Here is a 26,191-nt window from a genome sequence, read left to right as displayed (position 1 = left end):
TCATTAAGGGTCTAGCTTATGCATATATATCATAACAAAGGAAAGGTGGAATTTTGCCTTGTCGATAAATCTTGTTAGCCAGATCTTTGCTGGCGGTGAGATTTTAATATTGGACGGAGCCATGGGGACGATGTTGGCAGATAAAGGGTGGAGACCTCCCCTATTGCCTGAAGAGATGAATGTGACTGCTCCAGATGTAGTAATGTGCATTCACAGGGAATATCTAAATTCGGGGGCAAACATAATCGAGACGAACTCTTTTGGTTCCAACCCAATTAAATTGGCTTACAGAGGCCTTGAAGGAAAGACCCACCAGATAAATGAGCAGGCCGCTCGTATAGCAAGGCGCGTCGCCGACCGATACGGAGCTTTCGTCGCCGGCTCGATGGGTCCGTTGGGAGAATTGATAAAGCCCCTCGGAAAGTTGACCTTCGAGGAGGCTTATGAAGCTTATAAAGAACAAGCTCTTGGACTCAAAAATGGCGGGGTGGATTTTTTTCTCATAGAGACGCAGATGGACATCAAGGAGGCAAAGGCCGCAGTCTTAGCCGTGAAAGACATTGCTCCTGAAATTCCTTTTGTGGTTTCTTTTACTTTTGAGCGAAATGGTCGGACCATCACCGGAAGTTCGCCCGAGATAGTTGCTCACTGGGCACGTCTTGTTGGAGCAAGCGCAGTGGGTGTAAATTGCAGCTTTGGGCCGGATCTTGCAGAAGGTATAGTAAAGGGCCTTTACAGTAACGGGGGGATTCCAATTTTTGCCTACCTTAACGCGGGCTCCCCTGGTGGCAAAAATTTTAACCCAGAGGAGTTTGCAAAAGAAACCTTAAAATTAGCTAAAGCCGGAGCTTGCATCGTTGGAGGTTGCTGTGGCACTACGCCCGAACACATCGCTTATCTAAAAGAAATTACTTCTGGTTTAAAACCCCTTTGGCCAATCGAGATTAAAAAGGCGGCATTGGCCAGCAGAAGTCGATTGGTTTTGGCGGGTAACGATGAACCTATAGTCGTCGTTGGCGAGAGAATAAACGTATCCAGGAAGTCACCCATGAGAGATGAGGTGGCTCAATATAAATGGGATGCCTTATCAGAGGAAGCGAGAAGGCAAAGCGAATCGGGAGCCAGCGTGATTGATATAAATGTGAGCCTCCCAAATATAGATAGAAAAAAGGCCATGCGTGAGGCTATTGAGGTCGTAGAAAACGCTTGCACGCTTCCAATATCAATAGATGCCGATGAACCAGAGGTGCTCGAGGAAGGTTTAATTCATGTATCGGGTATACCGCTCATTAATTCTGTTACTGCAGAAAGGCAGAAGTTGGCGAGGGGAATGAAGCTTGCAAAAAGATACGGAGCTTGCCTCGTTGTGCTCACGATTGATGAAGAAGGCATAGCGACAACCCCGGAAGAGAGGATAAGGGTGGCCGAGAGGGTTGGCTTAACGGCCGATGAGTTAAACTTCCCAAGAAACAGGATATTTGTAGATCCGCTGACGATGTCGATTGCTGCTGACGCGAGAGCGGGTATCGTGACGTTGGAAGTCTTAAGAGCGCTTAAAAAGCTTGAACTTTTTACGATAATGGGCGTGAGCAACGTATCTCACGGCCTGCCTGAAAGATCTCTTTTAAACAAGACATTTCTTGTCATGGCAGCCGGGGCGGGCTTGGATGCCGTGATCGCTGATCCATTGGATGAAGGTTTTTATCCTTTAATGAAGGCATGCAACCTACTGACGGGACGAGACGAAAGGGCCTCTCGCTTTATAACGTGGGCGAACTCTTTAAAGGTAAAAGAGAAAAAAGCTATCTCAAAGACAGAAGAACGTATACTTGGCCCGATTGAGCAAATGCAGAAGTTGATTGTCCAGGGCGACAAAGGCAGCGTTTTGGATAAAGCACAAAGGTTTTTGGCTGATGGGGTTGACCCTTTAAGCCTGATAAACGACGTCGTGCTTCCGGCATTAGAGGAAGTAGGCAAATTATACGAATGCGGGGAGTACTTTTTACCTCAGCTCATTTCTTCCGCTGAGGCTGCTCAAAGCGTATGTAATCTTGTAGAAAGAATGGTATTAAGTGAAGGTGGGACGCTAAAAGACAGGGGATGTATTATAATGGCCACTGTAGCTGGAGATATTCACGATATCGGGAAAAACATAGTTTCGATGGTCTTAAAAAGCCATGGCTATCGCGTCATAGATCTTGGCAAAGACGTTCCACTCAAGAGAATACTGGAGGAAGCTAAAAAAGGAGAAGCTCAAATTGTGGGGTTGTCGGCCCTGATGACTACTACAATGCGCGAGATGGAAAGGGTTATAAAAAAGATTAAGGAAGAAAACCTTCCGGTTAAAGTTATAATAGGCGGGGCAGCGGTCTCGCAAAGTTACGCGGATGACATAGGCGCAGACGGTTATGCCCAAGATGCGCTAGGCGCTGTTCGTCTGGTGGAAAAATTACTTGATCGATAGGAGGTAAAATAATTGAAAATAAAGGACATATTTGAGAAAAAGAGATTAGTTTTTTCCTTTGAGATTTTCCCGCCAAAGACCACGACGCCCTTGGAAAGAATTTACGAGACATTGGATGAATTAAAAGGGCTTCAACCCGATTTTATAAGTGTAACCTATGGAGCTGGCGGGTCAACTCGCGATAGAACCCCTCAAATAGCAATGGATGTTAAAAACAAATACGGCATAGAATCTTTGGCGCATCTGACATGCGTTGAGGCTACACGCGAAGATACGGAAAAAATTGTAAGTTTTCTGCTCGACAACGGCGTTAATAACATTTTGGCTTTAAGGGGTGACCCTCCAGAGGGAGCAAGGGATAACTTTGTCAAGGGCGACTTTGAACACGCTATCGATTTAGTTCGGTTTTTGCGGGAAAGATATGGCGAAACCATCTCTATTGGTGGTGCTGCCTATCCTGAAGGACATATCGAATGTGACGATCCCATCAAAGACTTGCATTTTTTGAAGCAAAAGGTCAATGCGGGAGTAGATTTCTTAATTACTCAGCTATTTTTCGATAACGAACTTTTTTATCGTTTCATGGAAAGAGCGTACATAGCAGGTATAAATGTGCCCATATCGGCGGGGATCATGCCCGTGGTGAGCAAAAATCAGATAGAAAGAATTGTAACTTTATGTGGTGCTTCGTTGCCCCAGAAATTCGTGAGGATACTTCATAGATACGCTGATGATCCACGCGCCCTGGAGGAAGCAGGTATCGCTTATGCCACGGATCAGATTGTTGACCTCATTGCCTTTGGGGTTAAGGGGATTCATCTATATACCATGAACAAGGCGCACGTGGCTCGAAGGATTACATCGAACATCTCGACCTTGCGGGAGGCGGTACCGGATCCAAAAGGAGAGAAAGTCCTTTCATGAAGATCGTTGATTGCCACGTTCATGTCTATCCCCCGGAGGTAATATCGGATTGGGAAAGGATTGCTGAAGGTGAACCTTATTTTGGCATGCTCGCAAGGAGCAAAGTACATAAATGGGCGACAGTAGAAGATGTGATTGCCCAAATGGATGCCGACGGGATAGAACAAAGCTTTATATTTGGCTTTGCCTTTAGCGACTTGTCTTTATGCAAGTTGTGTAACGATTACGTAATATCCGCGGTAAAAAGCTATCCAGATCGCCTTAAGGGATTGGCAGTGTTGCCCCCCCTTGCTAAAGGTGCATTAAGGGAGATCGAAAGATGCAAGGAAGAAGGTCTTGTCGGAGTAGGGGAGCTTTTTCCGCAAGGGCAGGATTTCGACATTGCTGATGCCAGAGAAACCTGGAGGCTCGCTGCTGCCTGCCATGAGACGGGAATGTTTTTGCTGATCCATACGGCAGAGCCCGTTGGCCACGATTATCCCGGAAAGGGGAACGTAGGCCCGAAAGAGGCTGCCGCTTTTTGTCTTAATCATCCTGAAGTCAGGGTGATATTTGCACATTTTGGCGGAGGACTTTGGGTGTACGAGCTCATGCCCGAGATGAAGTTAGCTTTATCTAACGCTTATTATGACACGGCGGCAGCTCCGCTTTTGTATGAGCCGGAAATTTTTAAGGCTATCGAAGCATCCGGCTTAACTCATAAATTTCTTTATGGGAGCGACTACCCGATTCTTTCCATGGCCAGGTACAAAAAACTTTTTAATCGGTTTGAAGGAAATGAAAGTTTTTTCAAGTCCATCTTTTTCGATAACTTCAAAAAGTTTTGTGCCCTTTGATGGACTTTCGATAAAAAGATGGTATCATTAGGCAACACATGCTAAAGGGTATTTAAAAACTCTTATCCAGAGCGGCGGAGGGACTGGCCCTGCGAAGCCCGGCAACCTGCCCTTATTTGGGGCGTGGTGCTAACACCTGCAGCCGAAAGGTTGAATGATAAGAGGGATGAATAAAAAGCCTTTTTCCCTCTTAGGGGAGAAGGCTTTTTGATTAATCTGCAGTTAAAAACAAAAGGAGGTCAATGTATTGAAGAGAAATCCCAAAGGGTTTTCGACAAGAGCACTTCATGCAGGATGGGATCATGATCCAACCACAGGAGCCTTTGGGCTTCCGATTTATTTGACGGCCGGGTACAAATTTAATTCGGTAGAAGATGCCTCTTCGCTTTTTGAACTTGAAAAAGAAGGATTTACATACTCGCGAATCGCTAACCCAACCGTTGCTGTTTTTGAAAGCGTCATATCCGATTTAGAAGGTGGAGTGGCTGCTGTGGCCACTTCTTCGGGACAAGCGGCGTTCAATCAACTTTTGGCATTGATATGCAAAAGCGGGGATCACGTCATAGTAGGACGTAAAGTTTACGGAGGCACACTTACGCTGCTTTTAAACTGCATGACCAGATTCAATGTGGAAGTAAGCGTTATAGATACTGACGACCCGGGGGAAGTTGAAAATGCCATCAGACCTATGACACGTTGTATTATTACCGAAAGCGTGGGCAATCCTGGTTTAAATGTGGCACCCTTTGAGGAGATTGCGGCCATTGCTAAAGATAGGGAAGTCTTGTTTGTTGTGGATAACACCTTTTTATCGCCGGTTTTGTGTCAGCCCCTTAAGTGGGGCGCAAACGTGGTCGTTCATTCGGCCACCAAATATTTAAGTGGCTTTGGCAATATCATTGGTGGAGTCGTAGTTGACGGAGGCAACATGGATTGGTTTGCCTCTGGGAAGTGGACCGAGTTTACGAAACCTGATGCGGCTTATCATGGTGTGGTTTTTGCGGAGCGATTTGCCAACCAGGCCCTGGCTGCCAAGATGCGTGCCTGCAGCCTCAGGGACTTGGGAGGCTGTATGTCGCCTTTTGAAGCCTACCTTTTGTGGATGGGCATGGGAACTTTGTCTTTGAGAATGAAAAGACATAGCGAAAACGCGCTTGCAGTGGCACAATTTCTTGAAGAACATAGGGAGGTAGCCTGGGTTTCGTATCCAGGGCTGAAAAGCCATCCTCATCACGAAAGGGCAAAAAAATACTTTCAGGGTGGTTTTGGGGGAATGGTGGCTTTCTGCTTGAAAGGAGGTCTTGAGGCAGGGAAGAAATTTTTGAATAACTTGGATCTTTTTTCAATAGTTGCTAACCTGGGGGATGCCAGGAGCATGGCCATACACCCAGCCTCAACCACTCACAGCCAACTGACCAAAGAGGAACTAAAGGAAGCTGGCATAGAAGAGGGATTGGTGCGATTGAGCATCGGTCTTGAAGACATAGAAGACATTATAGAGGATTTGACTCATGCTTTAAATTCAATTTAAAAAAGAAAGCGGGTAAGGTTATCAGTGTTAAGCGGGGTTCTTAAAGAAACTATAGGAGCTATAGAAATTCCCGAATTGCGCTTAGAGTCGGGCAAGGTTTTAAAAAAGGTGAAACAGGTTTATGCCATGTACGGCTCCTTAGATGCAGGCGGGATTGTATTGGTGTGCCATGCCCTCACTGGGAGCCATCATGCGGCTGGTCCGAATATTCCGGGGTTGCCTGAAGCCTGGTGGGATCCTCTTATAGGACCTGGAAAGGCCATCGATACCAATAAATTTTGCGTTATTTGTTTTAATATGCTGGGTAGCCCCTATGGCAGCACTTCCCCGACTACTCTTTGCGAAGACGGACGACCTTATGGCATGCGTTTTCCACTCATATCGGTGAGAGATATGGTAAGAGCGCAATACGAAGCGCTTAAACTCATGGAGATAAAGGAGCTTGAGTGCGTCGTTGGCGGATCTTTAGGTGGAATGCAGGCCTTGGAATGGGCTGTAAGTTTTCCAGAAATGGTGAGAAGGGCCATAGTCATTGCTGCTCCAGCCTTTACTTACCCGCAGGCAATAGCGCTCAATGAAGTACAGCGTCAGGCCATTATGGCCGATCCTCAATGGAAAGGCGGAGATTACTACGGATCAACGCCTCCCGAAAGAGGGCTTGCCATAGCTAGGATGCTTGCCATGATCACTTACAGGAGCGAAGAGAGCTTTGCAAAAAGATACATGAGAGAACTTGCCTTCGGCGCTCCATGGGATTGGAACGGCAAGTTTAAGATTGAGACCTACATACATCATCATGGCGAAAAACTGGTACAGAGGTTTGATGCTAATTGTTATTTATACTTGACCAGGGCTATGGATTTGCACGATATTGGAGAAGGAAGGGGAGGCGTGAGGGACGCGCTTTCCAGGTTCAAGGGTCATCTTTTGGCCGTAGGCATATCAAGTGACTTGCTCTTTCCAAACTGGCAAGTCGAAAAAATAGCACTTGAGGCAAGAGAAGCAGGTGTGTCAGCTTGCTACGATGAAATCGAAAGCGATAACGGCCATGATGCCTTTTTAATAGACATTGATCAGCTTGACGAGATGATTCGAGGTTTTTGGAGAAAAAACTGAGTCCTAGTTAGCGTTAAATTGGTTCTAGAAGGCTTTATTTCAAATAATGCGGAAAATTTCTAGGGGTAAGAGCTCAAGCATAATCTTTCTGATATTGACAGAATTGATTGGTCGTGGTTATACTAATACGAGCCAAGGGCGGATAGCTCAGCGGAAGAGCACCTGCCTTACACGCAGGGGGTCATAGGTTCGAACCCTATTCCGCCCACCATGAAGTAGTTTCAAGCGGGGCTGTAGCTCAGCCGGTTAGAGCGCTGGCCTGTCACGTCAGAGGCCGCGGGTTCGAGTCCCGTCAGCCCCGCCAGTTAATGAGGTGGCGAGAGGCGAGATAGCTCAGTAGGTAGAGCAGCGGACTGAAAATCCGCGTGTCCCCAGTTCGATTCTGGGTCTCGCCACCATTAAAGAGTTAGAAATTGCGGAAGTAGCTCAGCGGTAGAGCATCACCTTGCCAAGGTGGGGGTCGCGGGTTCAAATCCCGTCTTCCGCTCCAGAGATTTCGGCGGCATAGCCAAGTGGTAAGGCAGGGGACTGCAAATCCCTTATTCCCCGGTTCGAATCCGGGTGCCGCCTCCAGATATAAACCTTACTCCGGCGTAGCTCAACCGGCAGAGCGGGTGGCTGTTAACCACTAGGTTGCAGGTTCGAGTCCTGCCGCCGGAGCCATTTTTTATCTCAAATAAAGTGTCTGCCATAAAGAAGCGGTCATGTCAGGTGGCTTGCGTATTCCAAAATAAAAATTAAAACCTCGTGAAACAAAAACACGAGGTTTTAATTTTTTACGACCCTTAAAAGCATCGGAAACGCCGGTTATATAAAAGCCTATGACATGGACGTTGCTTCAAAGATTTTGTTACAATGAGTTGTAAGTCCAAGATGAGGAGGTGGGGTAATGAAAAAAGGATTAGTGGGCCTTACTTTAATACTGGTGCTTTTATGTGTTTTGGGCGCTACCTCCGCTGATGCCACGACGGTCAAAATGTCTTATAACGGGCCAGCCGATGAAGTGAACAACGCAGTACATTATTATGCGGTGAACTTCAAAAAAATGGTGGAAGAAGGCACTAAGGGAAAAATTCACATCCAGCTCTATCCTGATAGTCAGCTTGGCAACGAAGAGGAACGCATGGAACTTTTAATGAAAAGCGGACTCAACCAGCCGATCATCAACGTCGCTTCCTATGCTGGAATGGCTCCTGTTCTCCCCGAACTTTACGCCGCATCGATACCTTTTATGTTCGATAGTTACGAGGCAGCGCACATATTTTTCGATACCGGAAGTTACTGGGCCAAACTTAAAGATGAATTCAAGAAACGAACTGGAGCAGTCTTACTTGAAGCGGTTGAGGAGGGAGGATTCCTTGCCTTTACAAATTCTAAACGTGAAATAAGGCATCCAAAGGATTTTAAAGGTCTGAAATTTAGGGCCATGGATGAAGGGCAAGTAACACTCTACAAAGCCTTTGGGGCCAGCGGCATTCCTATTCCATGGACGGAGCTTTACATGGCACTTAAGACAGGTGTGGTGGACGGACAGATGAACCCTGCTACCTATATCATCATCGGAAGTCTTTATGAAGTTCAAAAATATATGACGTTAGCTAATATCCAATATTCCGATCAATTTTTGGTGATAAATGGCGATTTATTTGACGAATTCCCTGAGGAAGACAGAGAAGTTATCGTTAAAGCGGCTTATCAGGCAAATGTCGCCACTCGCCAAATGGTCGAAGCTCAAGATGCAGAGCAGATCAAGTTTTTGGAGGGCAAGGGCATGCAGGCTTATACGCCTAATGCCCAGGAGATGAACGCCTTCAGGGAAATTGGACAGTCAGCTTACGTTGAGTGGCTAAAATCAAAAGTGGGAAAAGATTGGCTCGACATGGCATTGAATGATGCCAAAATTGCTAATGAAAAGGCCAAGTAACGATGCCAAAAGGTTTTTGCGATAAGGTGGTATATGAGATAGAGCGAGGATGTGCCCTTATATCGTGCTCGTTCTTATCTTTGAACATATGCGACATATTGATTGGCGTTTTTTCGAGGTACTTTTTTCACACTTCATTTATATGGACAGAGGAATTGGCCCGTTATTCTTTGATATGGATGGTAATGGTGGGGGCTAGCTGCGCCCACGTCAGGGGCGACATGATGGCCATTGATTTCGTAATGCCAAAGTTCCCCCCTTTTTTGCAGCGATTGTGCAGTATGTTGAGAGCTATCATAGGCATCGTGGTTTTAGGACTAATGATTTACCTGGGAACGGTAAATGCTTTGGGGAATTGGAAAGTGCGGACTATGGGCATGGGAATTCCCAAGACGATTCCGCTTCTTTCGCTTCCCGTGGGATTAGGCGTTTTGTTCATTGAATTTGTTCTTTATCGAGATAAGAGGGGAATTGAACAATGAGCCTTTTGATGCTGTTGCTCTTGTTTTTTGGGTTGATGATCATAGGGCTTCCCCTCTATCTTGCGCTTCTTTCCGTTGCCTTTCTGGGCGTTATGGTGCTGGGCGACATTTCCCTTCTTAGAGCAGTAAGTCAGCAGTTTTTTGGTGGCATGGATTCTTTTACTTTAATGGCCATCCCATTTTTTGTATTGACTGGGTCGTTAATGAACATGTCCGGATTAACCGACAGGCTTATTATTTTTTCCAAGCTTTTAGTAGGTTCAATACGTGGAGGATTGGGATATGTCAACATCGTTGGGGGTATAATATTAGCCGGGGTTAACGGTTCAGCTGCGGCCGATGCTTCGGCCCTTTCGTCGATTCTTATCCCGGCGATGAAAAAGGAAGGATACAACCCAGGATATGCAGCGGGCTTAACGGCCGCGAGTTCCTTGATAGGCCCCATAATACCTCCTTCAATATTTATGATCATCTATGCTTCCATGACCAACACCTCGATCGGAGGATTATTCGCGGCGGGAATAATACCTGGACTAGTTCTTGGTTTAGCCTATGCAGTGATGAATTATTTCTATGCCGCGATATATAGGGCTCCTGTTTCTAGCAGCGAGGAAAGGTTAAAAATAAAGGAGACGTTGATATATTCAATACCGGCCTTGATAGCGCCTATGATCATAATCGGGGGAATTGTAACTGGCGTGGTGACTCCCACCGAGTCAGGGGCTTTGGCTGTTGCCTATTGCCTGTTGATTGGGTTATTTTATACAAAAAAGCTTGACAAAAGGGGAATTTTCGCTGCCTTGTACGAGACTGTCCGTACAACCAGTTCAATTTTTCTCATCATGGGTGCTGCTCAGGCGGTTGGGTGGCTGTTAAAATGGGAGAGGATACCACAACGTTTCGCCGAATTGTTGGCAGGAGCGGGCCTTGTGTCCAGTCCTGTTTTGCTCATGTTGACCTTTACCGGGATAATATTTATCGTTGGATGCTTCATGGAAGAAGTGGCGACTTTGACGTTGCTCACCCCCATTTTTTATCCGCTGGCAGTGCAGGCTGGCATTGATCCGCTTCATTTTGGAATTGTTATGACGTTGAACGTAACCATTGCTTTGGTTACACCCCCAATGGGTGCGTGTAATTACATAGTATCAGCGGTCGGTAAAGTGCCCTTAGGGGAAGTTTTAAAGTTCGTATGGCCTTTCATAGCGGTGTCCCTCGTGGTAGTTGTAATAATAATTTTATGTCCCTTCGTGGTAACTTTTGTGCCTCGCGTTTTGGGGTTGTGAAGAAAGGTTCTGCTGGCAGAGGCATATTTTCGGTTAACTGAAAAAATTGCGTCTCTTCCTTCGTTGTGTCTGTTATGATGATAAAAACAGGTTCGTATTTATGTCTCAGATCGGAGTTGAATGGACTATCAAGAAAATGAAAAAGGTGACAATTTACACTGATGGAGCATGTTTGGGCAATCCCGGTCCGGGAGGATATGGCGTCGTGTTGCTTTACAACGGCCACAGAAAGGAGATATCGGGTGGCTTTAGGCTCACGACCAACAACAGGATGGAGATATACGCGGCTATAGCGGGATTAAGCGCGCTGAATTGCAGTTGCGAAGTGATTCTTTATACGGATTCAAGGTACCTTGCCGATGCCATGAACAAAGGGTGGGTAAAGCGATGGAAGGCAAAAGGTTGGATGCGTAATAAAAAGGAAAAGGCATTGAACGTGGATTTGTGGGAAAAATTGCTGGAGTTGTGCGATAGGCACGTAGTTAAGTTTGTATGGATTCGGGGTCACGATGGCAATCCGGAAAACGAACGTTGTGATGAACTTTCGACGTTAGCGGCAAGACAAAAAGATTTGCCCATAGATGAAGGCTATGAAAGAACATTGAATTTTCATGAATAAACTTATTTACTTATAAAGCAGCAAAGTGCGGGTATGAGATTTTGCGCTGATAACAGGCTCGAATTGCTTTTATTTCCAGTTTCATTGAAACTTAGGCAAGTTGTACATCGCTTGATGTGGTATTATGTGTTGCCTTTCAAGCAAGTTTGTTTGCTTGACTATGGGGCTAAGAGTAGTAAGATATTTTATAGAAAATTAAATATATCGCCAGGGGGTGCTCCGATAAGAATCGGGGCTGAGAAAATACTCCTAGAACTTGATCCAGGTAATGCTGGCGGAGGAATTGGCGAGCCAAAGAAGTTTAAATAGAAATTAAAGTTGCTGGTTGAAACTTTGATGCCGCCAAAAGGGCGGTTTTTTTATTGCCTCGACTCTCGCTGTTTCCCCGCCGAAATTTCACAAAATTCTTAAGGGGGTTGCGCGGTAATGAAGTTGGACGAATTAATAATAACCAAAGCTATAGTTGATAGGTATTTCAGAAAGCTGACGGAACATCTTGATCTAGATGTGGCCGTCGTAGGCGGAGGGCCATCGGGTTTGGTTGCTGCTTATAAATTGGCCAAAGCCGGCAAAAAGGTAGTCATTTACGAGCGCAGACTCAGCGTAGGAGGTGGTATGTGGGGAGGCGGAATGCTTTTTAACGAAATAGTTATACAAGAAGAGGCAAAACAAATTTTGGACGAGCTCGAGGTGAGGGCTTTTCCCTATGAAGTGGAGGGTTATTACACCGCTGATTCCGTAGAAGCGGTGAGCACTATCACCAGTAAAACCGTCAAAGCAGGAGCGGTGATATTTAACGGGATTAGCGTGGAGGACGTTGTAGTCCACGACGAAGGTCGCATACAAGGGCTTGTAGTAAATTGGACGGCCATTGAAATGTCAGGGCTCCACGTCGACCCTTTATCGGTTCGTTGTAAGTATGTTATAGACGCTACCGGGCATGATACGGAGGTTGTTAAAGTTGTGGCTCGCAAAATGCCCGGAAAATTGCTGACTGCCACCGGTAATGTGGAGGGAGAAAAATTTATGTCAGCGGACAAGGCCGAAAAATTGACCATAGAAAACACTCGCGAAGTTTTCCCCGGACTTTATGTAGCTGGGATGGCGGCTAACGCTACATTTGGGGGCCCGAGGATGGGGCCAATCTTCGGGGGGATGCTTCTTTCAGGTGTGAAAGTAGCAAGAGATATTGTGGAAAGGCTGTGAGTCGAAAAAATACTAACCGCTAAATTTGGGGCAAGTCCAAGGTGCATTTGGAGCTTGCCCTTGAATTTTTTTGCTATTAGCATGATCAACCAATTGGCAGAATTGTCATGTTGTGGTAAATTTAAATTAATAAAAGATTGCATTGGAGGTGTCAAAGATGTTGGATATCGACCAATTGCTTTCGGTGGGAACGGAAAGGGTTGTTAAAAAGACCGTAACCGTAGAGGATACCGTGGGGAACTCTTCGCTTTACCTCGAACAATTTTTATCGACTTCGGCTTGTATAAATATGATTGTGCGAATGGCTACGGAGATGGTAGATGGGGCTCTGCCTCAAGGTTTTATCTCGGTTGGTTATCACACCGAGATAACCCATGAAGAGCCCACGATGATGGGGGCAGAGGTTTCATACAAAGTTACTTTAAAAGAAATAAACGGCAATAGGTTAATCTTCGATTTTGAGATAAGTGATAAAAACGGAATCGTGTGTTACGGTAAACATGTTAGGGCCATCGTCAACTATCCGAAATTGCTTGAAAAGGCGAAAGAAAGAACGGGCGTGTAAGTTCTAAAGTCCTCCTGCGTTATTTGCGACAAATCACTTATTAGAACGAGTCAAGAGAGGTGTAAGGGGGAATTGGATTTGGCGATACCTGAGGGCGAAATCATGGTCGTTGAAGGAAAAAAATTTCGAATTGAGATGAGAAGGGACAGGTGTAAGGGGTGTGAAATATGCGTTGAATTTTGTCCCAAAAAGGTGTTTGAAGCTGATGAACTTGGCCGCCCTGTTCCTGTAAGGGTTGATGATTGCATCGGATGTGGCGCATGCGAATTGCGATGCCCTGATTTTGCCATTGAAGTTAAGTCAAAAGGAGTATCGTGACGTTGACTGGTAAAATTGGATTCATACTTGGAAACGAAGCCATCGTCGAGGGAGCGTTGGTATCGGGTGCAACGTTTTTTGCGGGTTATCCCATTACACCCTCGTCCGAGATAGCAGAAAGGGCTTCCAGGAGGCTGCCGCAAGTTGGCGGTTACTATCTTCAAATGGAAGATGAGATCGCGAGCATTGCTGCCATTATAGGTGCCTCCATAGGCGGCGCTAAGGCCTTCACGGCAACCTCCGGCCCTGGTTTCTCCTTGATGCAGGAAAATATTGGGCTAGCCGTCATGGCTGAGGTCCCTTGCGTGATAATAAATGTTCAAAGGTCGGGCCCGAGCACCGGCTTGGCCACTAAACCAGCTCAGGCAGATATCATGCAAGCTCGGTGGGGACGACATGGTGATCATTCTATAATCGCTATATCACCCTCAACGGTACAGGAATGTTTCGATCTGATAATTTTTGCATTTAATGTTGCCGAGACTTACAGATGTCCTGTGCTTTTCATGGCTGACGCAACGGTAGGGCATTTGCGTGAGGGGTGTGTTCTGCGATCCAAAGATGAAGTCGAGATCATAAACAGAAAACGTCCACCTGAAGGGTTGGATGAGTATTATCCCTACAAGGCTGACGAGGATTTAGTGCCTCCTATGGCTACTCTGGGTGGACATTATTTGGCTCGATTTCATTCTTCATCGCATAACGAAAAAGGTTTGCCCACCAGTTCTCCGGAGGAGGCTAAAGATTTAATCAAAAGGCTGTACGATAAGATAGAAAAGAATAAAGATAAAATCGTAAAATATAAGACCTTCGACGTTGATGGAAGCGACTATTTGTTAATCGCCTTTGGTGGAGCGGTTAGAGCGGCAAGACAGGCTGCTTTGGATGCCAAAAAGAGAGGACTTAAAGTGGGCGTCTTGCAACTTCAGACTGTTTGGCCCTTTCCGGCGGAATATGTCTGCGAATTAGCAAAGGATAAAAAGGGAGTTGTCGTGCCCGAGATGAACATGGGACAAATAATTGGAGAAGTCAGAAAAGCAGTTCCTGACGCAATTCCAGTAGTTGGGGCGAACCGTTATGATGGCGAACCTCTCGCTCCTTATGAAATAATGAAAGCTCTGGACGAGGTGCTATCTCTATGAGCAGGAGATCAAAAGAAGTCAGTTGGAAGGCCTTCTTGAGAGAAGAAAGCCTTCCCCATCAGTGGTGTGCCGGTTGTGGATACGGAGTTATTTTGAAGAGTATGCTTTATGCCTTCGAAAAAAGCGGCCTCGCTCCCAAAGACGTCGTGGTGGTAACTGGCATTGGTTGCTGGGGCAAAGCGGATGATTATTTGTATACTAATACAGTCCATGTAACTCATGGTAGGGCTTTACCTATAGCCACAGGCATAAAGGTGGCAAATCCATCCTTAAAGGTTTTAGCCTTGATGGGCGATGGCGATAGCGCTACGATTGGCGGGAATCATTTAATTCATTCTTCGCGCAGAAATATAGACGTGACCGCCATAATAGCAAATAATTTAAATTACGGCATGACAGGAGGCCAGTATTCCTGCACTACTCCTTTAGATTCTAGAACATCTACTTCTTGGTATGGAGATCCGGAGCCGGCACTCGACATTTGTCGTCTCACCGAAACAGCCGGAGCAAGTTTTGTTGCTAGGACTACTGTCTATCATGTGGGCACGATAGAAAGATACATTTTGATGGCGCTTTCTCATGAGGGATTCTCTTTAGTTGAGGTTATTTCCCCCTGCCCTACTTATTTTGGCAGGTATAACAAGATGCCCAAGGCACCAATCATGCTCAATTGGTTGAAGGATAAAGCGATATCAATCGAGCGCGCAAAGAACTTATCTGAGGAAGAACTCAGTGGAGCCATTGTAACTGGAGTGTTTGCGGATAAAAAAGGACATTCTTTCCTGTCTCGCTACAATGAAATTCAAGCCAGAGCAAAAAAAGACCTTGAAGGTGAGTGAATAACGATGAAGTACGAAATCATCTTTTCCGGAATTGGTGGTCAGGGCGTTATTTTAGCTGGGTCTTTGCTCGGAGAGGCTGCCGTCAGTTGCGGATTGCGAGCTGCTCAAACCCAAGCCTACGGGGTATCCGCAAGGGGGGGTTTTACCAAGACAGATGTTATCATTTCCGATGATGAAATCTTGTATCCCTATGCTTTAACCCCCGACCTCATAATCGTTTTGGCTGAGCCTGCACTTCTTCACTACCTGAATGTTTCAAATGATAATTGTAAGGTGATTTATGATTCGAGCATTATCGATGCTTCCAAATATGATCTCGATAAAAGGTATTTTGGATTGCCTATAGTTGAAATTGCAAAAGAACTGGGGTCTGCAAGAAGTGCTAATATTCTTTCTTTGGGCATAGCTGCCAGCTTCATTGTAGATATTTCCCTAGAACAACTAGATAATGTTTTAGAGAAGAGGTTCCGCGGAAAAATTTTGGAAAAAAATATTGAAATCTTACGCAAGGGAATCGAGCTGGGCAAGAGCGTAGCATTAACTCGTTAAACTGATCTTTTACGTGTCTTAGGGTCTTTAAAATGGACTACCGCTTCGACCATTGTTCCGGCGTGAGCAGTACAGTTAAAAATAGAGGGGGCTAATTAGCCCCCTCTTCGACTGGTCTCAGTCTGCGATGGTATTAGCAACAAGAACAGCCCGAAGAAGCTTTTTCTATAATGGCCTTGCAGAACTCAGGTAGGTCGTTGGGGGTTCTGCTGCTTATGAGGTTCCCGTCGACTACTACCGTCTCATCCACCCAATTAACGCCAGCGTTGACCATGTCATCTTTAATGGCTCCGACAGAAGTAGCCTTTCTTCCCTTTAGAATTCTTGCCGAAATAGGTACCCATCCTGCATGGCAAATAAAAGCGACAATTTTATTGGCATCGTTTAGCTTTTTGACTATCTCAAGTGCCTTTGGGTATCTTCTAATCTTATCGGGAGCATATCCTCCGGGTATCACGATGCCGTCGTAATCATCGGGGTTCACTTCATCGAAGGAAATCTCGCTTTTGCACGGATAGCCGTGTTTGCCTCGATATAATTTGCCCTTCTCAGGACTTGCCACTACGGTCTCTGCTCCTTCCTCGATCAATCTTATCTTTGGGTACCATAGCTCAAGGTCTTCGTAATCCTCTTCTACGAAGAAGATAAAGCGTTTCCCACTAAGTTTAGACATGCATTTCACCTCCCGGGGAAAGTTTGACAGCGTTTATTCTAGAGGGTTTGCTAGGACTTGCAAGTCCTAGCAATGTTATGTTAAAGCATTAGCCTTCCTTCCAACTCACCTCTAAGTTCATCGTATCGTTTTCTGACGAATTCCATATGGCCTCTTTCCATATTTGCGAGATCCTTAAACATGAGTTTAGTTTCTTCTGGTTCTACCTTATCGGCCAATTTTTCGTAAAATTCCGCAGCCCTGAGTTCGGAAAGATAAGCGGTAGATATTAATCTGAGGAGGGAATAATAATCCTTAAATTCGTCGGCCTGAACGCAAAGCGCTGGATCCACGACCACATTTGGATCAGGCGTGAAGGGTTCGCCAAAAAGCTCTTCGTAATATTTAGATAAAGTGTCTTTGTGCGTTTCTTCCCAGTCTGCCAATTCTGAGATTTCCTTTTTTAGAGCCGGCGTTCTGGCGTTTTGTGCCCAGGTTTTGTAAAATTCGTGCGCCTGAATCTCAGCGTGTATAGCATAAGCAAGTGCACTTTTCATATCGAATCCACATTCTGCCATTTCATGCTCGCCTCCTTGTAAATGATTAAACATTATTGAAACGTTTTTATAATAGCATATCACGCCAAATCAGATCAATGATAATTTAGAACACTTTGGCCATGGACGAGCCTATGATATAATGGAACCACAGTAGACGGGCGATCATTGTATGCATCTTAGCATGAAGGGAGGATTTCGATCATGAACATCGACATGAAAACAGAGCGCCTGGGCACAGAACCCGTAAGCAAGCTGCTTTTATACTTTTCGCTGCCAGCTATAGCTGGATTGTTTGCAAACGCTCTCTATAACATTGTTGATAGGATATTTGTCGGACAAAACGTTGGACAAGCAGGACTTGCTGCTGTTACGGTTGCTTTTCCACTTTTTGAGATAGGTATTGCGCTGTGTGTTTTAGTGGGTGTTGGTGCCGCATCCATTGCCTCCAGAAGCCTTGGAGCGGGTAAGAAAAAGAGGGCCGAACTTGTCCTGGGTAATGCCTTAACTCTATCTATTATCTTTGCATTACTTGTTTGCATTGTCATGTTGTTTTCTCTTGATTCTGCATTGAAGTTTTTTGGAGCAAGCGAAGCGATACTTAAACCTGCACGCGACTATATGATTATAGCGTTGATCGGTATGCCCTTTTTTATGATCTCCTTTGTGCTTAATTCTTTGATCAGGGTAGAAGGATCACCCAAATGGGCCATGGGCACTCTTGTCATTGGGACGGGAGCCAATATTTTCTTGGACTGGCTCTTCATTTGCGTGTTTGATTGGGGTGTAAAGGGGGCTGCTTGGGGAACGACCCTTTCTGAACTCTTATCGTGCCTTTGGGTTGCATTGTATTATTTAAAACATAGTGTGCTGAGATTCAGATACGGAAACTTGAAGCCAAGAAAGCTCCTTATAGTTAATATGCTAGCTATAGGAGTAACTCCCTGCATAACTTCTCTATCCTTTGCCGTGCTATTAGTTCTTTTAAATCAAGGGGCTTTAAAATTAGGCGGTGATATGGCCGTTTCTTCGGTAGGAATATTTCTTGCTTTGGACAGTTTGTTCTTTCTGCCGGCACTGGGAATTAGCGAAGCAGCACAACCAATTATTGGGTACAATTATGGGGCAGGCCTTTACCATCGCGTCAGAAAGACCATAATATTGGCCCTTTTTGCATGTTTGCTCGTGTTTTCTTTTTCCTGGGTTTCAACTCAACTTTTCGCGCGGCGGATCGTCCAAATTTTCTGTGATGATCACCAGGCTTTGATCGAGATGACAACGCGTGCCTTGAAAATTGGATATGCTTTACTGCCAGCAGCTTCCATATTTGTGGTGACTTCCTATACGTTGCAAACCTTAGGCAGAGCAAGAGAAGCATTATTTATTCAACTAGTACGCCAACTTGGCGTCTGCTATCCGGCAATTTTGTTGATGCCTCGTATATTTGGTTTGGACGGAATATGGATGGCTTTTCCAGCCACAGACTTGGGAGGTTCGGTTTTGGCTTTCTTTGCACTTCAGCGCGAACTAAAAAAACTTAAGAAAAATGAAGGAATGGCAAATCCACTGCTAAAGGTTGCCTCAAATAGATCAAGCAGTTGTCGTTAGTTCAACTCATCTGCAAGTGAAGCTGCTCCAAGCATGGCAGCATCGTTGCCCAGAAGGCTAATTTTTAGGTTAAAGATATCCCTGAAGTGAGGAACTAAATATTTGAGCGCCATGGGTTCTAGGATTGAAAGCAGCCCCTCGGCCCTGCTAAATCCGCCACCTAATATGATCATCTCGGGATCAAAAAGATGCGTTATGGAAGCGATCGCCTTGGCCATCGTTTGAAGTGAAGGCATTATTATCTCTGCGATGGCAGGTTCGTCTTTACGCGCCCATAGAATCTTCATGTCCTCAGGCAAGCCAATTTGCCCCGCTTTTCTTTCCATTGCGTCGGTCCCACTTATAGCTTCAAGGTGACCGTAGCATCCGCATCCGCAGAGTTCGGTTTCGCCTAGGGCCATATGGCCCGGTTCTCCTGCGAATCCATGAGCGCCTTTAAACAATCTTCCGTCTACAACGATGCCGCCACCTATTCCTGTTCCGAGAGTTAAGACGACGAAATCCTTAAGACCCTTGGCCAGTCCAGCTAATTGTTCGCCTAGGGCATAACAGTTCGCATCGTTTTCGATCATTACCTTTCTTTTTAGTCTATCCTCGAGCAAGGTTTTGAGGGGGAGACCCTTCCAGTCCGGAAAGTTGGGCGAAAGTACGAGATGCTCTCTTTGCAAATCTAGAAATCCCGGCATTCCGATTCCGACGGATAAGGTGTAACCTGGTGGCTCAAGCTCTCCTGCGATTCTTTTAAGTTGCTCAGTCACACCCTCGATAGTCCTTCCCTCAGAGGTCGGTTCTTCCCATCTTCGCAGAAATTTATACTCTTCTATGAGAGCTGCTTTAATATAATGTCCTCCTATGTCTATTCCTATCGAGAGCTTGCTCATATTATCTCCTTTTATTGTTAAATATTGTTTAACAATGCTTAACAACTAAAAATAAAAAATGGCGGAGGACGAGGGATTCGAACCCCCGGTGCCTTTCGGCACAAGTGATTTCAAGTCACCCGCCTTCGACCACTCGGCCAGTCCTCCGTACGAAACATTATAACAACTACTTTAATTTTAGTGAAGGCAGGAAAGCGCCACTTCCAGATTTCCATGTTAACATTTTTTGGTGGGGCAATTCTTTGGGTTAAAGATGGCCCTGGGATTTTCTAAGAATAAACCGTAAAATGATTTTAAAGGCGTTACAGATGAAGAGGTGAGATAAATCATGAAAGAAAAAAGATTCCTATACGTTGCCTTTTTTCTTTTGGTGGCCACATCAACTTGTCTTGTATTTGCAGGTTCCTCTTTTTCTGAAGTGCACGAAACTAAAATTGCCTTGATTACGTCTTCGTTTTGGTATGATAATGAAGAAAAAGTTTTGGAGTTGAAGGCCACCATAAAAAATGTTACTTCGAAAGAAATAGCAGGCCCCGGAATAGTTGTTAGCATCTACAGCATCGATAATAAGTTAGCTGCGCAGCGAACCTTTAGGGCAAAAAGAGTTTCGCTATTACCCGGAGAAGAAGCGGAGATCAAAGCAGCGATTTACATGGAGGGACCTTTTTGTGACATTCGCTTCACTGCTATAGAGGGCTTATGCGGCACTTGAATGTGAGAAGGGGCACTGTAAGTGCTCATATCGTCGAGGATTTAAAGAGGAGTGAAAGAAATGGTGTGGGAAAGAATAGTAAAAGAATACGTATGTTCCCCTTCCAAGGTGGCCGTTCTTGGCGCAACCATCGAAAGGGGAAGGCCCGTTTCAATGGTGATGCGCTACCTTAAGTCACAAGGCTTTTCACTCTATCCTGTAAATCCCAAGTATAGGGGTCTTAAAATATTAGGATTAAGTTTTTATGCCTCGGTACGAGACATTCCTGAGAATGTAGATATATTATCTTTATTCATAGGTCCCAAAAATCAAGCATTTCTGTTAGATGAATTAAAGAGCCTTTCTTACAAGCCAATAGTATGGATGCAACCGGGGGCTGAAAACCAGGAACTTGAAGAAGAATTAAAAAATTTGGATTATACTGTCGTCAGTGGACAGTGCATAATGGCAGTGCATAAGGCGCGTTGCTCACGTCTTGACACTTAAGATGACAAGTGAGGTGGGATAAAATATTTCTTGGCAAACCCTTGTGGAATTATTATTGATAGATATGTTATGATGAATTTGTTCAACTTTTATCATGCGTAAATCACACTTTTCATGAGGAGATGAAGCAGATGCCCTTAAGCGCCTCCTTTGTTTTAAGAGTGCCATACGGTGCTACAGATCAAATGGGTGTTGTCTATTATGCTAATTACCTGAACTGGTTTGAAATGGGGCGAACGGAATTTTGCAGAAAATATGGCATGCCCTACGTCAATTGGGAAGAAAAAGGTGTCTTTATGCCAGTTGTAGAGGTGAGATGTAGATATAAACACCCCGCTCGATACGATGACCTCATCAGAATAGATACCTACTTGAAAGAAGTAAAACCTTATAGTCTTTCCTTTGAATTTAAAGTTTATCGTGATTCCGATGATATGTTTTTAGCGGAAGGATTTACTAAGCACGGCTTTTGCGACAAAAGAGGAAAGTTGTTAAAAAAACCAAAACCCTTCTACGACAAGTTGATATGTTTATTGCAACAATAAAATGGAAAATGGCGAGAGAGGTGAATATTAGTGGCGATTGAAAAGGCTGTTCTTCTTGGTAATGAAGCTATTGCCAGAAGTGTTGTGGAAGCGGGCTGTGAAGTAGCTTGTGCCTATCCGGGCACACCTTCGTCCGAGATCTTGCCGGCCATAGCCAAGTTCGCCGATTCGCTCGGCATTAAAATGGCTGTGGAATGGGCTACGAACGAAAAGGTGGCATTTGAGGTTGCAGCAGCAGCCTCTTTTACGGGTAAAAGATCCTGTGTTGCCATGAAACACGTTGGTCTTAATGTCGCAGCAGATCCTTTTACGAGTTTGGCTCACTTTGACATTGAGGGCGGTCTGTTGTTGATCGTCGCAGATGACCCCGGCCATCACAGCTCTCAAACGGAGCAAGATAGCAGGTTATTTGGTTTATTTGCAAAAATTCCCGTCTTTGATCCCTCTTCTGCCAGAGAAGCAATGGAAATGGTAAAAGATGCTTACGAATTATCCGAAAAGTATCATATCCTTGTAATGTTACGTCCGACAGTTCGCGTGGATCATTGCAGACAAGATGTGGAGTACAGCGAACCGATAAAATTAGAAAGGTCTGCTAAGTTCGCCAAGGATCCCAAGCGCTGGAATTGTCTTCCTGCAAACGTAAAAATAAACCACCCTAGACTAAACCAAAAGATGGATGCTATTAGGCAGGATTTTACTGAAAGTTTTTCGAAGTACAACTACGAGGTGCCGGCGCAAGAAGAGGCCAAACTTGGCATTATAGCTGGGGGTATATCCTTTGCGGTGGTCATGGACTTGCTGTCCAAAATGGGAAGAAAGGACATCTCCGTCTTGAAAATAGGAACCCCCCATCCATTGCCAGTTGACCTTGTGACTGATTTTATCGCTCGACATAAAAACGTTTTGATACTAGAGGAAACCTATCCTGTAATAGAACTTCAGGTTCCCGATCGAACGAATGTCAAGGGGCGATGGAATGGATATGTGCCGCGAGCTGGCGAACTGGTACCCGAGGTGGTTGAAGAGATAATTCATAAAGCCCTGGGAGAAGATTTCTCTCGCCCGGTGGATGAGGATTTAAAGAAGGCAATCGAAGAGTTGAAAATAACGCCCAAACCACCTATGCTTTGCCCAGGATGTCCACACAGGGCTAGCCTTTTTGCCATACGGAAAGCTTTCCCGGACGGGATATATCCTTCTGACATCGGATGTTACACTTTGGGCGTAAATCAAAAGGCCATAGATTCCTCAATTTGCATGGGTGCTTCCGTCACTCAGTCCTCTGGCTTTTATCTTGCCCATAAGATCGATAGCAAACTACGTCCCATTATAGCTACTATAGGGGACTCGACATTTTTCCACATGGGTTTGCCGGGGCTTGTCAACGCAGTTTATAACAAGCACGCCTTCGTCTTGGCCATTTTGGATAACAGGATTACCGCCATGACGGGCGGACAGCCTCATCCGGGTACAGGCGAAAAATTAAGAAAGGGCGAAACCGGCAGAGTTGTTCCCATAGAAGGAACTGTTAGGGGATGCGGTGTAAAGTTTGTGCGCACCGTTGAGTCCTACGATATAGACAAGAACGTGGAAATTTTGAAAGAAGCCTGGGAATATGCCAAGGATCACGAAGAGCCTGCCGTGGTTATCTTTACTCACCCCTGCATGTTGCTTAGACAAGAGCAGCCACAAATTCCCGTACATGTTAATGATGATACATGTATAGGTTGTAAATTTTGTATCAACTTCTTCAACTGTCCTGGCTTAGCCTTCGATGAGGGCTCAAAGAAGGCATTTATAGACGAGCGATTTTGCATTAAGTGTGGCGTGTGCACGAATGTATGCCCTCACGGGGCTATTGAGGTCATATCGGAGGAGGGAAGATAATGCAATACATCATCGTTGGTCTTGGAGGGCAGGGGATACTTTTCACCAGCCGTGTGCTTGGGAAAATAGCGCTGAAGCGGGGCGAAAATACAATAGGCAGTGAAGAGCACGGGATGGCTCAAAGAGGCGGTTCCGTAATAAGCCACTTCAAAATAGGGCCCTACAAATCTCCCCTTATAAGCGTAGGAGATGCTGACGTCCTACTGGCCTTCGATCAGAACGAAGGCATAAGGAATTTGCACTTTCTAAATGATGGCGGCCATAGCGTTATAAATGTGCATAAACGTGAAGCCTTTCAAAACGAAAACTTAAAAAAGTATTTGACTAAGAGAAATATTTCTACATTTTTACTAAATGGATATGAGATATTAGACAAACATATGGGTGGTAATTATTTGTTCTTGAACGTATTGATACTTGGTGCGATGTCCGCTTTGGGCATTGGCGGGATCTGCTTTGAGGAGATTGAGGAGGCTGTTTCAAGCTTGAGCCCTGTGAAGTTCAGAGAAGATAACCTAAGAGCGCTTGAGCTAGGCAGAAGTGTAGCTCATGGGTCATGAGAACCTGGATTTAAATAAGGTCCTCTCCGGGCCGGAGAGGACCTTATTTATGTTGTCAAGAAGGGGATTGACGCTTGTAGAACTTTTGATAGTAATTTTCATCTTTATGGGAAGTGCGGGTTGTTTTGTTCTTGCCGGACGGTCACTAAGAGATTTGCTAGCTGTTATCGAACTAACGAAAGCTCGAACTTGGCTTCAGGGAACCTTCATCGAGGCAACACAAACCGGTAGACCTTTTATGTTAAAATACACGACTCGCTCTGTCTCTACTAGTAAATTACAAGTACAGTGGCTCGATACGCTTGAAGAAGAAATCTTTGACTCAGCCCACATGTGCTATTTTAGAGGTATGAGCGCTACGGAGAGCTCTTCGATTTATTCTCCGCAATGGTATACACTTACACCCGGACTGACCTTGAAAGTAACAACGGGGCCAAAAAGCAATTCCAGGCTGCTCGGTTATATAGTAATATCTCCTTATTGTCGTATAACGATTAGAGGACATCTTTAGGGAAAAATGAATATTTTCCCTTGATTTTATAAGCCAAATGGGGTTATAAAGACATGCATATGTTAAAGTCTGAGCAATCTGCTCGCAGGGGGAGTTCTATTAAGATGAAACCATGGTGGAGAGAACTGATCGAAACATTAATCTGGGCTTTGATTTTGGCGCTAATTTTAAGAACCTTTGTAGTTCAAGCCTTTTGGATACCAAGCGGTTCCATGATACCCACCCTTATGCCTGGTGATAGAGTGCTGGTGGCTAAGTTCTGGTATCATTTTACAGAACCGAAAAGAGGACAAATTGTCGTCTTTAAATACCCATTGGATCCCACGCGTGATTTTGTTAAGCGTTTAATTGCCCTGCCTGGCGATGCTGTGGAGATTAAAAATGGAGTGGTTTATATAGATGATGTGCCCTTGGAGGAGCCTTACGTGAAAAATAGGGATTTTTTCAGCATGGAAAAAATTACAGTCCCAAATGGACAGTATTTTGTCATGGGTGATAATCGTCCTAATTCTCAGGACAGCCGTTTTTGGGGTTTTGTACCAAAAAACTATTTGCGCGGGCCGGCTTTTTTCCGCTACTGGCCTTTGAGCAGATTAGGAGTGCCCAAGTAATGACCAGGACAGTTTGGTATCCGGGCCACATGGAAAAAGGAAAAAGACAACTTAAGGAAATGGCCTCGCAGGTGGACGTCTTCATAGAAGTGAGGGATGCCCGAGCCCCAAAATCGACGTCTTCGCCCTTTGTGCAAGAGCTTGCCAAATTGAAACCGGTTTGCGTGGTCTTAAGTAAACGGGATCTAGCGGAAGAAGACAAGACAAGGCTTTGGATAAAGGAGCTTGCTTCCTCAGACACTCCTGCCTTTGCACTGAACCTTAAAAGGGGAGTCTCAAGGGAATTGCGAAGGAAGTTGTTCGAAGTTTGTGAGGGCAAACCTCGATGGAGGGAACTAAGGGTTGCCATAGTTGGGATACCAAACGTAGGCAAGTCCATGTTGCTAAATGCTTTAATAGGCAAAAAGACCTCTAAAGTAGGAGGACTCCCTGGCATTACCAGGGGAGTCTCCTGGCATAAAGCTGGCAGATTGCTTGTTGTCGATTCTCCAGGCATTTTAGACCCCAAGACTGATAGAGAGACCCGTGCGATGCTTGCGTGGCTTGGGTGTATTAGGATAAGTGTTGTAGGAGATTATGAGAGTTTGGCCTTGGAGTTTCTGAAATTCATGCAATCATCGAGTTTTATCTCCAGAATACTGGAAAATTTCTCGATAACTCCAGCCGACGAAATAGCAGTTGAAGAATATCTGAAAGCCATAGGTCGAAAAATAGGTGCCCTTCTTCCAGGTGGCGAAGTAGATATATCGAGAGCGGGTAAATTTTTACTTGAAAACTTTGCCACCGGAAAGCTAGGTGCTTTTACCCTGGAGTTGCCTTGATATGATAGTAGTAGGCGTTGATGAAGCTGGCAGAGGTCCTTTAGCAGGTCCGGTGGTAGCAGCAGCTGTAGCTGTGTGCAAAGAGGATATTTACACGTTAAAGTCGCTCGGCGTGGCTGATTCAAAGGCACTATCTCCTAGGAAGCGGGAAGAAATATTTGCCCTCATAACGCAACGAGGTTTTATTTATAAAGTTCAAGCTGCAAGTCCATTGCGTATCGATAAAGAGAATATCCTGCAGGCTACCTTATGGGCCATGAAGCGTGCCGTTTGTTCGCTTCCCGTGACGCCAGATTTGGTCATAGTCGATGGCAATTTCGCTATACCTGATCTACCCTATCTTCAAAGGGCTATTCCAAAGGCGGACAGAAATATTTCGATTGTCGGTGCGGCATCCATAATTGCTAAGGTGATAAGAGACAGGGTGATGATTGCTTACGATAAATTGTATCCCGGGTACGGCTTTGCATCCAATAAGGGCTACCCGACAAAAGAACATAAGAGGGCATTAACTTTAAAGGGCATCTCACCCATTCACAGAAAAACTTTTAAG

28 protein-coding genes, 7 tRNA genes and 2 riboswitches are annotated in these 26,191 nt (G+C 45.1%); of the genes, 31 read left to right on the top strand and 4 right to left on the bottom strand.

The annotated features are described in order from the left end of the window. The first annotated feature begins 58 nt into the window (after nt 1-58). The 21 genes from Q7P41_RS04340 to Q7P41_RS04240 all read left to right on the top strand — a co-directional run bounded on the left by Q7P41_RS04340 (nt 59) and on the right by Q7P41_RS04240 (nt 15,804). Nucleotides 59-2,464 carry a homocysteine S-methyltransferase family protein gene (locus Q7P41_RS04340; protein WP_303882409.1) on the top strand — a complete coding sequence of 802 codons (2,406 nt, stop codon included), beginning with the start codon at nt 59-61 and terminating at the stop codon, nt 2,462-2,464. Between the two features lie 12 nt (nt 2,465-2,476). Then, nucleotides 2,477-3,388 carry a methylenetetrahydrofolate reductase [NAD(P)H] gene (gene metF / locus Q7P41_RS04335; protein ID WP_303882407.1) on the top strand — a complete coding sequence of 304 codons (912 nt, stop codon included), beginning with the start codon at nt 2,477-2,479 and terminating at the stop codon, nt 3,386-3,388. Then, nucleotides 3,385-4,224, top strand: a complete 840-nt coding sequence (locus Q7P41_RS04330) for an amidohydrolase family protein (protein WP_303882404.1) — start codon at nt 3,385-3,387, stop codon at nt 4,222-4,224. Before metF ends, Q7P41_RS04330 begins: the two co-directional genes overlap by 4 nt. Before the next feature lie 59 nt (nt 4,225-4,283). Further along, a riboswitch (SAM riboswitch) is annotated at nt 4,284-4,388 on the top strand. A gap of 83 nt (nt 4,389-4,471) precedes the next feature. Then, on the top strand, nt 4,472-5,755 hold the full coding sequence (locus tag Q7P41_RS04325) for an O-acetylhomoserine aminocarboxypropyltransferase/cysteine synthase family protein (protein ID WP_303882401.1): 1,284 nt from the start codon (nt 4,472-4,474) through the stop codon (nt 5,753-5,755). Between the two features lie 24 nt (nt 5,756-5,779). Beyond that, on the top strand, nt 5,780-6,871 hold the full coding sequence (locus Q7P41_RS04320) for a homoserine O-acetyltransferase (protein ID WP_303882399.1): 1,092 nt from the start codon (nt 5,780-5,782) through the stop codon (nt 6,869-6,871). Nucleotides 6,872-7,007: 136 nt separating this feature from the next. Continuing rightward, a tRNA-Val gene (locus Q7P41_RS04315) sits at nt 7,008-7,082 on the top strand. A gap of 16 nt (nt 7,083-7,098) precedes the next feature. Further along, a tRNA-Asp gene (locus tag Q7P41_RS04310) sits at nt 7,099-7,175 on the top strand. Nucleotides 7,176-7,193: 18 nt separating this feature from the next. Further along, a tRNA-Phe gene (locus Q7P41_RS04305) sits at nt 7,194-7,269 on the top strand. Between the two features lie 17 nt (nt 7,270-7,286). Further along, nucleotides 7,287-7,361 (top strand) — tRNA-Gly (locus Q7P41_RS04300). Between the two features lie 8 nt (nt 7,362-7,369). Then, a tRNA-Cys gene (locus tag Q7P41_RS04295) sits at nt 7,370-7,444 on the top strand. Between the two features lie 14 nt (nt 7,445-7,458). Further along, nucleotides 7,459-7,534: transfer RNA gene (locus tag Q7P41_RS04290), tRNA-Asn, on the top strand. Nucleotides 7,535-7,760: 226 nt separating this feature from the next. Further along, nucleotides 7,761-8,795 (top strand): TRAP transporter substrate-binding protein DctP, encoded by a 1,035-nt coding sequence (gene dctP, locus Q7P41_RS04285; protein ID WP_303882397.1) that lies wholly within the window; start codon nt 7,761-7,763, stop codon nt 8,793-8,795. Between the two features lie 2 nt (nt 8,796-8,797). Further along, a complete protein-coding gene (locus Q7P41_RS04280; RefSeq protein WP_303882394.1) occupies nt 8,798-9,277 on the top strand; it encodes a TRAP transporter small permease in 480 nt (159 codons plus the stop codon). Continuing rightward, nucleotides 9,274-10,563, top strand: a complete 1,290-nt coding sequence (locus tag Q7P41_RS04275) for a TRAP transporter large permease (RefSeq protein ID WP_303882393.1) — start codon at nt 9,274-9,276, stop codon at nt 10,561-10,563. The genes Q7P41_RS04280 and Q7P41_RS04275 overlap by 4 nt, the downstream gene beginning before the upstream one ends. Nucleotides 10,564-10,699: 136 nt before the next feature. After that, a complete protein-coding gene (gene rnhA / locus Q7P41_RS04270; RefSeq protein WP_369693133.1) occupies nt 10,700-11,182 on the top strand; it encodes a ribonuclease HI in 483 nt (160 codons plus the stop codon). A gap of 200 nt (nt 11,183-11,382) precedes the next feature. Beyond that, nucleotides 11,383-11,483: riboswitch (TPP riboswitch) on the top strand. A 125-nt stretch (nt 11,484-11,608) separates the two neighbouring features. After that, nucleotides 11,609-12,388 (top strand): sulfide-dependent adenosine diphosphate thiazole synthase, encoded by a 780-nt coding sequence (locus Q7P41_RS04265; protein ID WP_303882389.1) that lies wholly within the window; start codon nt 11,609-11,611, stop codon nt 12,386-12,388. 157 nt (nt 12,389-12,545) lie between these two features. Then, the gene (locus Q7P41_RS04260; RefSeq protein ID WP_303882387.1) at nt 12,546-12,953 is read left to right on the top strand and encodes a thioesterase family protein; all 408 of its coding nucleotides are present in this window, start codon (nt 12,546-12,548) and stop codon (nt 12,951-12,953) included. A 78-nt stretch (nt 12,954-13,031) separates the two neighbouring features. Beyond that, entirely contained in the window at nt 13,032-13,271 is a 240-nt protein-coding gene (locus tag Q7P41_RS04255) for a ferredoxin family protein (RefSeq protein WP_303882384.1), read from the top strand. Then, nucleotides 13,268-14,413, top strand: a complete 1,146-nt coding sequence (locus tag Q7P41_RS04250; protein WP_303882381.1) for a 2-oxoacid:acceptor oxidoreductase subunit alpha — start codon at nt 13,268-13,270, stop codon at nt 14,411-14,413. Before Q7P41_RS04255 ends, Q7P41_RS04250 begins: the two co-directional genes overlap by 4 nt. Then, nucleotides 14,410-15,252 (top strand): thiamine pyrophosphate-dependent enzyme, encoded by an 843-nt coding sequence (locus Q7P41_RS04245; RefSeq protein ID WP_303882380.1) that lies wholly within the window; start codon nt 14,410-14,412, stop codon nt 15,250-15,252. Before Q7P41_RS04250 ends, Q7P41_RS04245 begins: the two co-directional genes overlap by 4 nt. Nucleotides 15,253-15,258: 6 nt before the next feature. After that, complete coding sequence (locus Q7P41_RS04240; RefSeq protein WP_303882379.1) at nt 15,259-15,804, top strand: 2-oxoacid:acceptor oxidoreductase family protein; 546 nt, start codon at nt 15,259-15,261, stop codon at nt 15,802-15,804. Nucleotides 15,805-15,937: 133 nt separating this feature from the next. Here Q7P41_RS04240 and Q7P41_RS04235 read toward each other — a convergent pair whose 3' ends face one another. Then, entirely contained in the window at nt 15,938-16,477 is a 540-nt protein-coding gene (locus Q7P41_RS04235; RefSeq protein WP_303882377.1) for a type 1 glutamine amidotransferase domain-containing protein, read from the bottom strand. Nucleotides 16,478-16,557: 80 nt separating this feature from the next. Continuing rightward, a complete protein-coding gene (locus Q7P41_RS04230; RefSeq protein WP_303882375.1) occupies nt 16,558-17,034 on the bottom strand; it encodes a ferritin family protein in 477 nt (158 codons plus the stop codon). A gap of 183 nt (nt 17,035-17,217) precedes the next feature. Here Q7P41_RS04230 and Q7P41_RS04225 point away from each other — a divergent pair, with 183 nt between their 5' ends. Further along, entirely contained in the window at nt 17,218-18,621 is a 1,404-nt protein-coding gene (locus tag Q7P41_RS04225) for an MATE family efflux transporter (protein WP_303882373.1), read from the top strand. On the opposite strand, the gene Q7P41_RS04220 is transcribed toward Q7P41_RS04225, so the two are convergent. Together Q7P41_RS04220 and Q7P41_RS04215 are read right to left on the bottom strand one after the other, a co-directional pair. Then, a complete protein-coding gene (locus Q7P41_RS04220; protein ID WP_303882371.1) occupies nt 18,618-19,502 on the bottom strand; it encodes an ROK family protein in 885 nt (294 codons plus the stop codon). The two genes, Q7P41_RS04225 and Q7P41_RS04220, sit on opposite strands and share 4 nt — an antisense overlap. Nucleotides 19,503-19,561: 59 nt before the next feature. Further along, nucleotides 19,562-19,649, bottom strand: a tRNA-Ser gene (locus Q7P41_RS04215). A gap of 181 nt (nt 19,650-19,830) precedes the next feature. Here Q7P41_RS04215 and Q7P41_RS04210 point away from each other — a divergent pair. From Q7P41_RS04210 to Q7P41_RS04170, 9 genes are all read left to right on the top strand, one after another. Beyond that, nucleotides 19,831-20,214: a hypothetical protein gene (locus Q7P41_RS04210; protein WP_303882369.1), complete on the top strand. Its 384-nt coding sequence runs from the start codon at nt 19,831-19,833 to the stop codon at nt 20,212-20,214. A 60-nt stretch (nt 20,215-20,274) separates the two neighbouring features. Beyond that, complete coding sequence (locus Q7P41_RS04205) at nt 20,275-20,700, top strand: CoA-binding protein (protein ID WP_303882368.1); 426 nt, start codon at nt 20,275-20,277, stop codon at nt 20,698-20,700. A 131-nt stretch (nt 20,701-20,831) separates the two neighbouring features. After that, nucleotides 20,832-21,245, top strand: a complete 414-nt coding sequence (locus Q7P41_RS04200; protein ID WP_303882367.1) for a thioesterase family protein — start codon at nt 20,832-20,834, stop codon at nt 21,243-21,245. A 30-nt stretch (nt 21,246-21,275) separates the two neighbouring features. Beyond that, nucleotides 21,276-23,135 carry an indolepyruvate ferredoxin oxidoreductase subunit alpha gene (gene iorA / locus Q7P41_RS04195; RefSeq protein ID WP_303882366.1) on the top strand — a complete coding sequence of 620 codons (1,860 nt, stop codon included), beginning with the start codon at nt 21,276-21,278 and terminating at the stop codon, nt 23,133-23,135. After that, nucleotides 23,135-23,695: a 2-oxoacid:acceptor oxidoreductase family protein gene (locus Q7P41_RS04190; protein ID WP_303882365.1), complete on the top strand. Its 561-nt coding sequence runs from the start codon at nt 23,135-23,137 to the stop codon at nt 23,693-23,695. The genes iorA and Q7P41_RS04190 overlap by 1 nt, the downstream gene beginning before the upstream one ends. 49 nt (nt 23,696-23,744) lie before the next feature. Then, nucleotides 23,745-24,206 carry a Tfp pilus assembly protein FimT/FimU gene (locus Q7P41_RS04185; protein WP_303882348.1) on the top strand — a complete coding sequence of 154 codons (462 nt, stop codon included), beginning with the start codon at nt 23,745-23,747 and terminating at the stop codon, nt 24,204-24,206. Between the two features lie 104 nt (nt 24,207-24,310). Beyond that, on the top strand, nt 24,311-24,817 hold the full coding sequence (gene lepB / locus Q7P41_RS04180) for a signal peptidase I (RefSeq protein ID WP_303882346.1): 507 nt from the start codon (nt 24,311-24,313) through the stop codon (nt 24,815-24,817). Next, on the top strand, nt 24,817-25,638 hold the full coding sequence (gene ylqF / locus Q7P41_RS04175; protein ID WP_303882344.1) for a ribosome biogenesis GTPase YlqF: 822 nt from the start codon (nt 24,817-24,819) through the stop codon (nt 25,636-25,638). Before lepB ends, ylqF begins: the two co-directional genes overlap by 1 nt. 1 nt (nt 25,639) lies before the next feature. Next, a partial coding sequence (locus Q7P41_RS04170) for a ribonuclease HII (RefSeq protein ID WP_303882342.1) occupies nt 25,640-26,191 on the top strand: 552 nt, incomplete at its 3' end.

It is taken from the genome of Acetomicrobium mobile (assembly GCF_937920065.1).
This window is presented reverse-complemented; position numbering and strand designations above follow the sequence as displayed.

Bases quoted from the DNA above. Each gene is read 5' to 3' on its own strand.
- Q7P41_RS04225 (WP_303882373.1), top strand. From the start codon at position 17,218: ATGAACATCGACATGAAAACAGAGCGCCTGGGCACAGAACCCGTAAGC.
- ylqF (WP_303882344.1), top strand. From the start codon at position 24,817: ATGACCAGGACAGTTTGGTATCCGGGCCACATGGAAAAAGGAAAAAGA.
- Q7P41_RS04235 (WP_303882377.1), bottom strand. From the start codon at position 16,477: ATGTCTAAACTTAGTGGGAAACGCTTTATCTTCTTCGTAGAAGAGGAT.
- Q7P41_RS04185 (WP_303882348.1), top strand. From the start codon at position 23,745: ATGTTGTCAAGAAGGGGATTGACGCTTGTAGAACTTTTGATAGTAATT.
- Q7P41_RS04205 (WP_303882368.1), top strand. From the start codon at position 20,275: ATGGTGTGGGAAAGAATAGTAAAAGAATACGTATGTTCCCCTTCCAAG.
- Q7P41_RS04190 (WP_303882365.1), top strand. From the start codon at position 23,135: ATGCAATACATCATCGTTGGTCTTGGAGGGCAGGGGATACTTTTCACC.
- Q7P41_RS04260 (WP_303882387.1), top strand. From the start codon at position 12,546: ATGTTGGATATCGACCAATTGCTTTCGGTGGGAACGGAAAGGGTTGTT.
- dctP (WP_303882397.1), top strand. From the start codon at position 7,761: ATGAAAAAAGGATTAGTGGGCCTTACTTTAATACTGGTGCTTTTATGT.
- Q7P41_RS04330 (WP_303882404.1), top strand. From the start codon at position 3,385: ATGAAGATCGTTGATTGCCACGTTCATGTCTATCCCCCGGAGGTAATA.
- Q7P41_RS04230 (WP_303882375.1), bottom strand. From the start codon at position 17,034: ATGGCAGAATGTGGATTCGATATGAAAAGTGCACTTGCTTATGCTATA.
- Q7P41_RS04210 (WP_303882369.1), top strand. From the start codon at position 19,831: ATGAAAGAAAAAAGATTCCTATACGTTGCCTTTTTTCTTTTGGTGGCC.
- rnhA (WP_369693133.1), top strand. From the start codon at position 10,700: ATGAAAAAGGTGACAATTTACACTGATGGAGCATGTTTGGGCAATCCC.
- Q7P41_RS04220 (WP_303882371.1), bottom strand. From the start codon at position 19,502: ATGAGCAAGCTCTCGATAGGAATAGACATAGGAGGACATTATATTAAA.
- Q7P41_RS04245 (WP_303882380.1), top strand. From the start codon at position 14,410: ATGAGCAGGAGATCAAAAGAAGTCAGTTGGAAGGCCTTCTTGAGAGAA.
- Q7P41_RS04280 (WP_303882394.1), top strand. From the start codon at position 8,798: ATGCCAAAAGGTTTTTGCGATAAGGTGGTATATGAGATAGAGCGAGGA.
- Q7P41_RS04200 (WP_303882367.1), top strand. From the start codon at position 20,832: ATGCCCTTAAGCGCCTCCTTTGTTTTAAGAGTGCCATACGGTGCTACA.
- Q7P41_RS04240 (WP_303882379.1), top strand. From the start codon at position 15,259: ATGAAGTACGAAATCATCTTTTCCGGAATTGGTGGTCAGGGCGTTATT.
- lepB (WP_303882346.1), top strand. From the start codon at position 24,311: ATGAAACCATGGTGGAGAGAACTGATCGAAACATTAATCTGGGCTTTG.
- Q7P41_RS04265 (WP_303882389.1), top strand. From the start codon at position 11,609: ATGAAGTTGGACGAATTAATAATAACCAAAGCTATAGTTGATAGGTAT.
- Q7P41_RS04275 (WP_303882393.1), top strand. From the start codon at position 9,274: ATGAGCCTTTTGATGCTGTTGCTCTTGTTTTTTGGGTTGATGATCATA.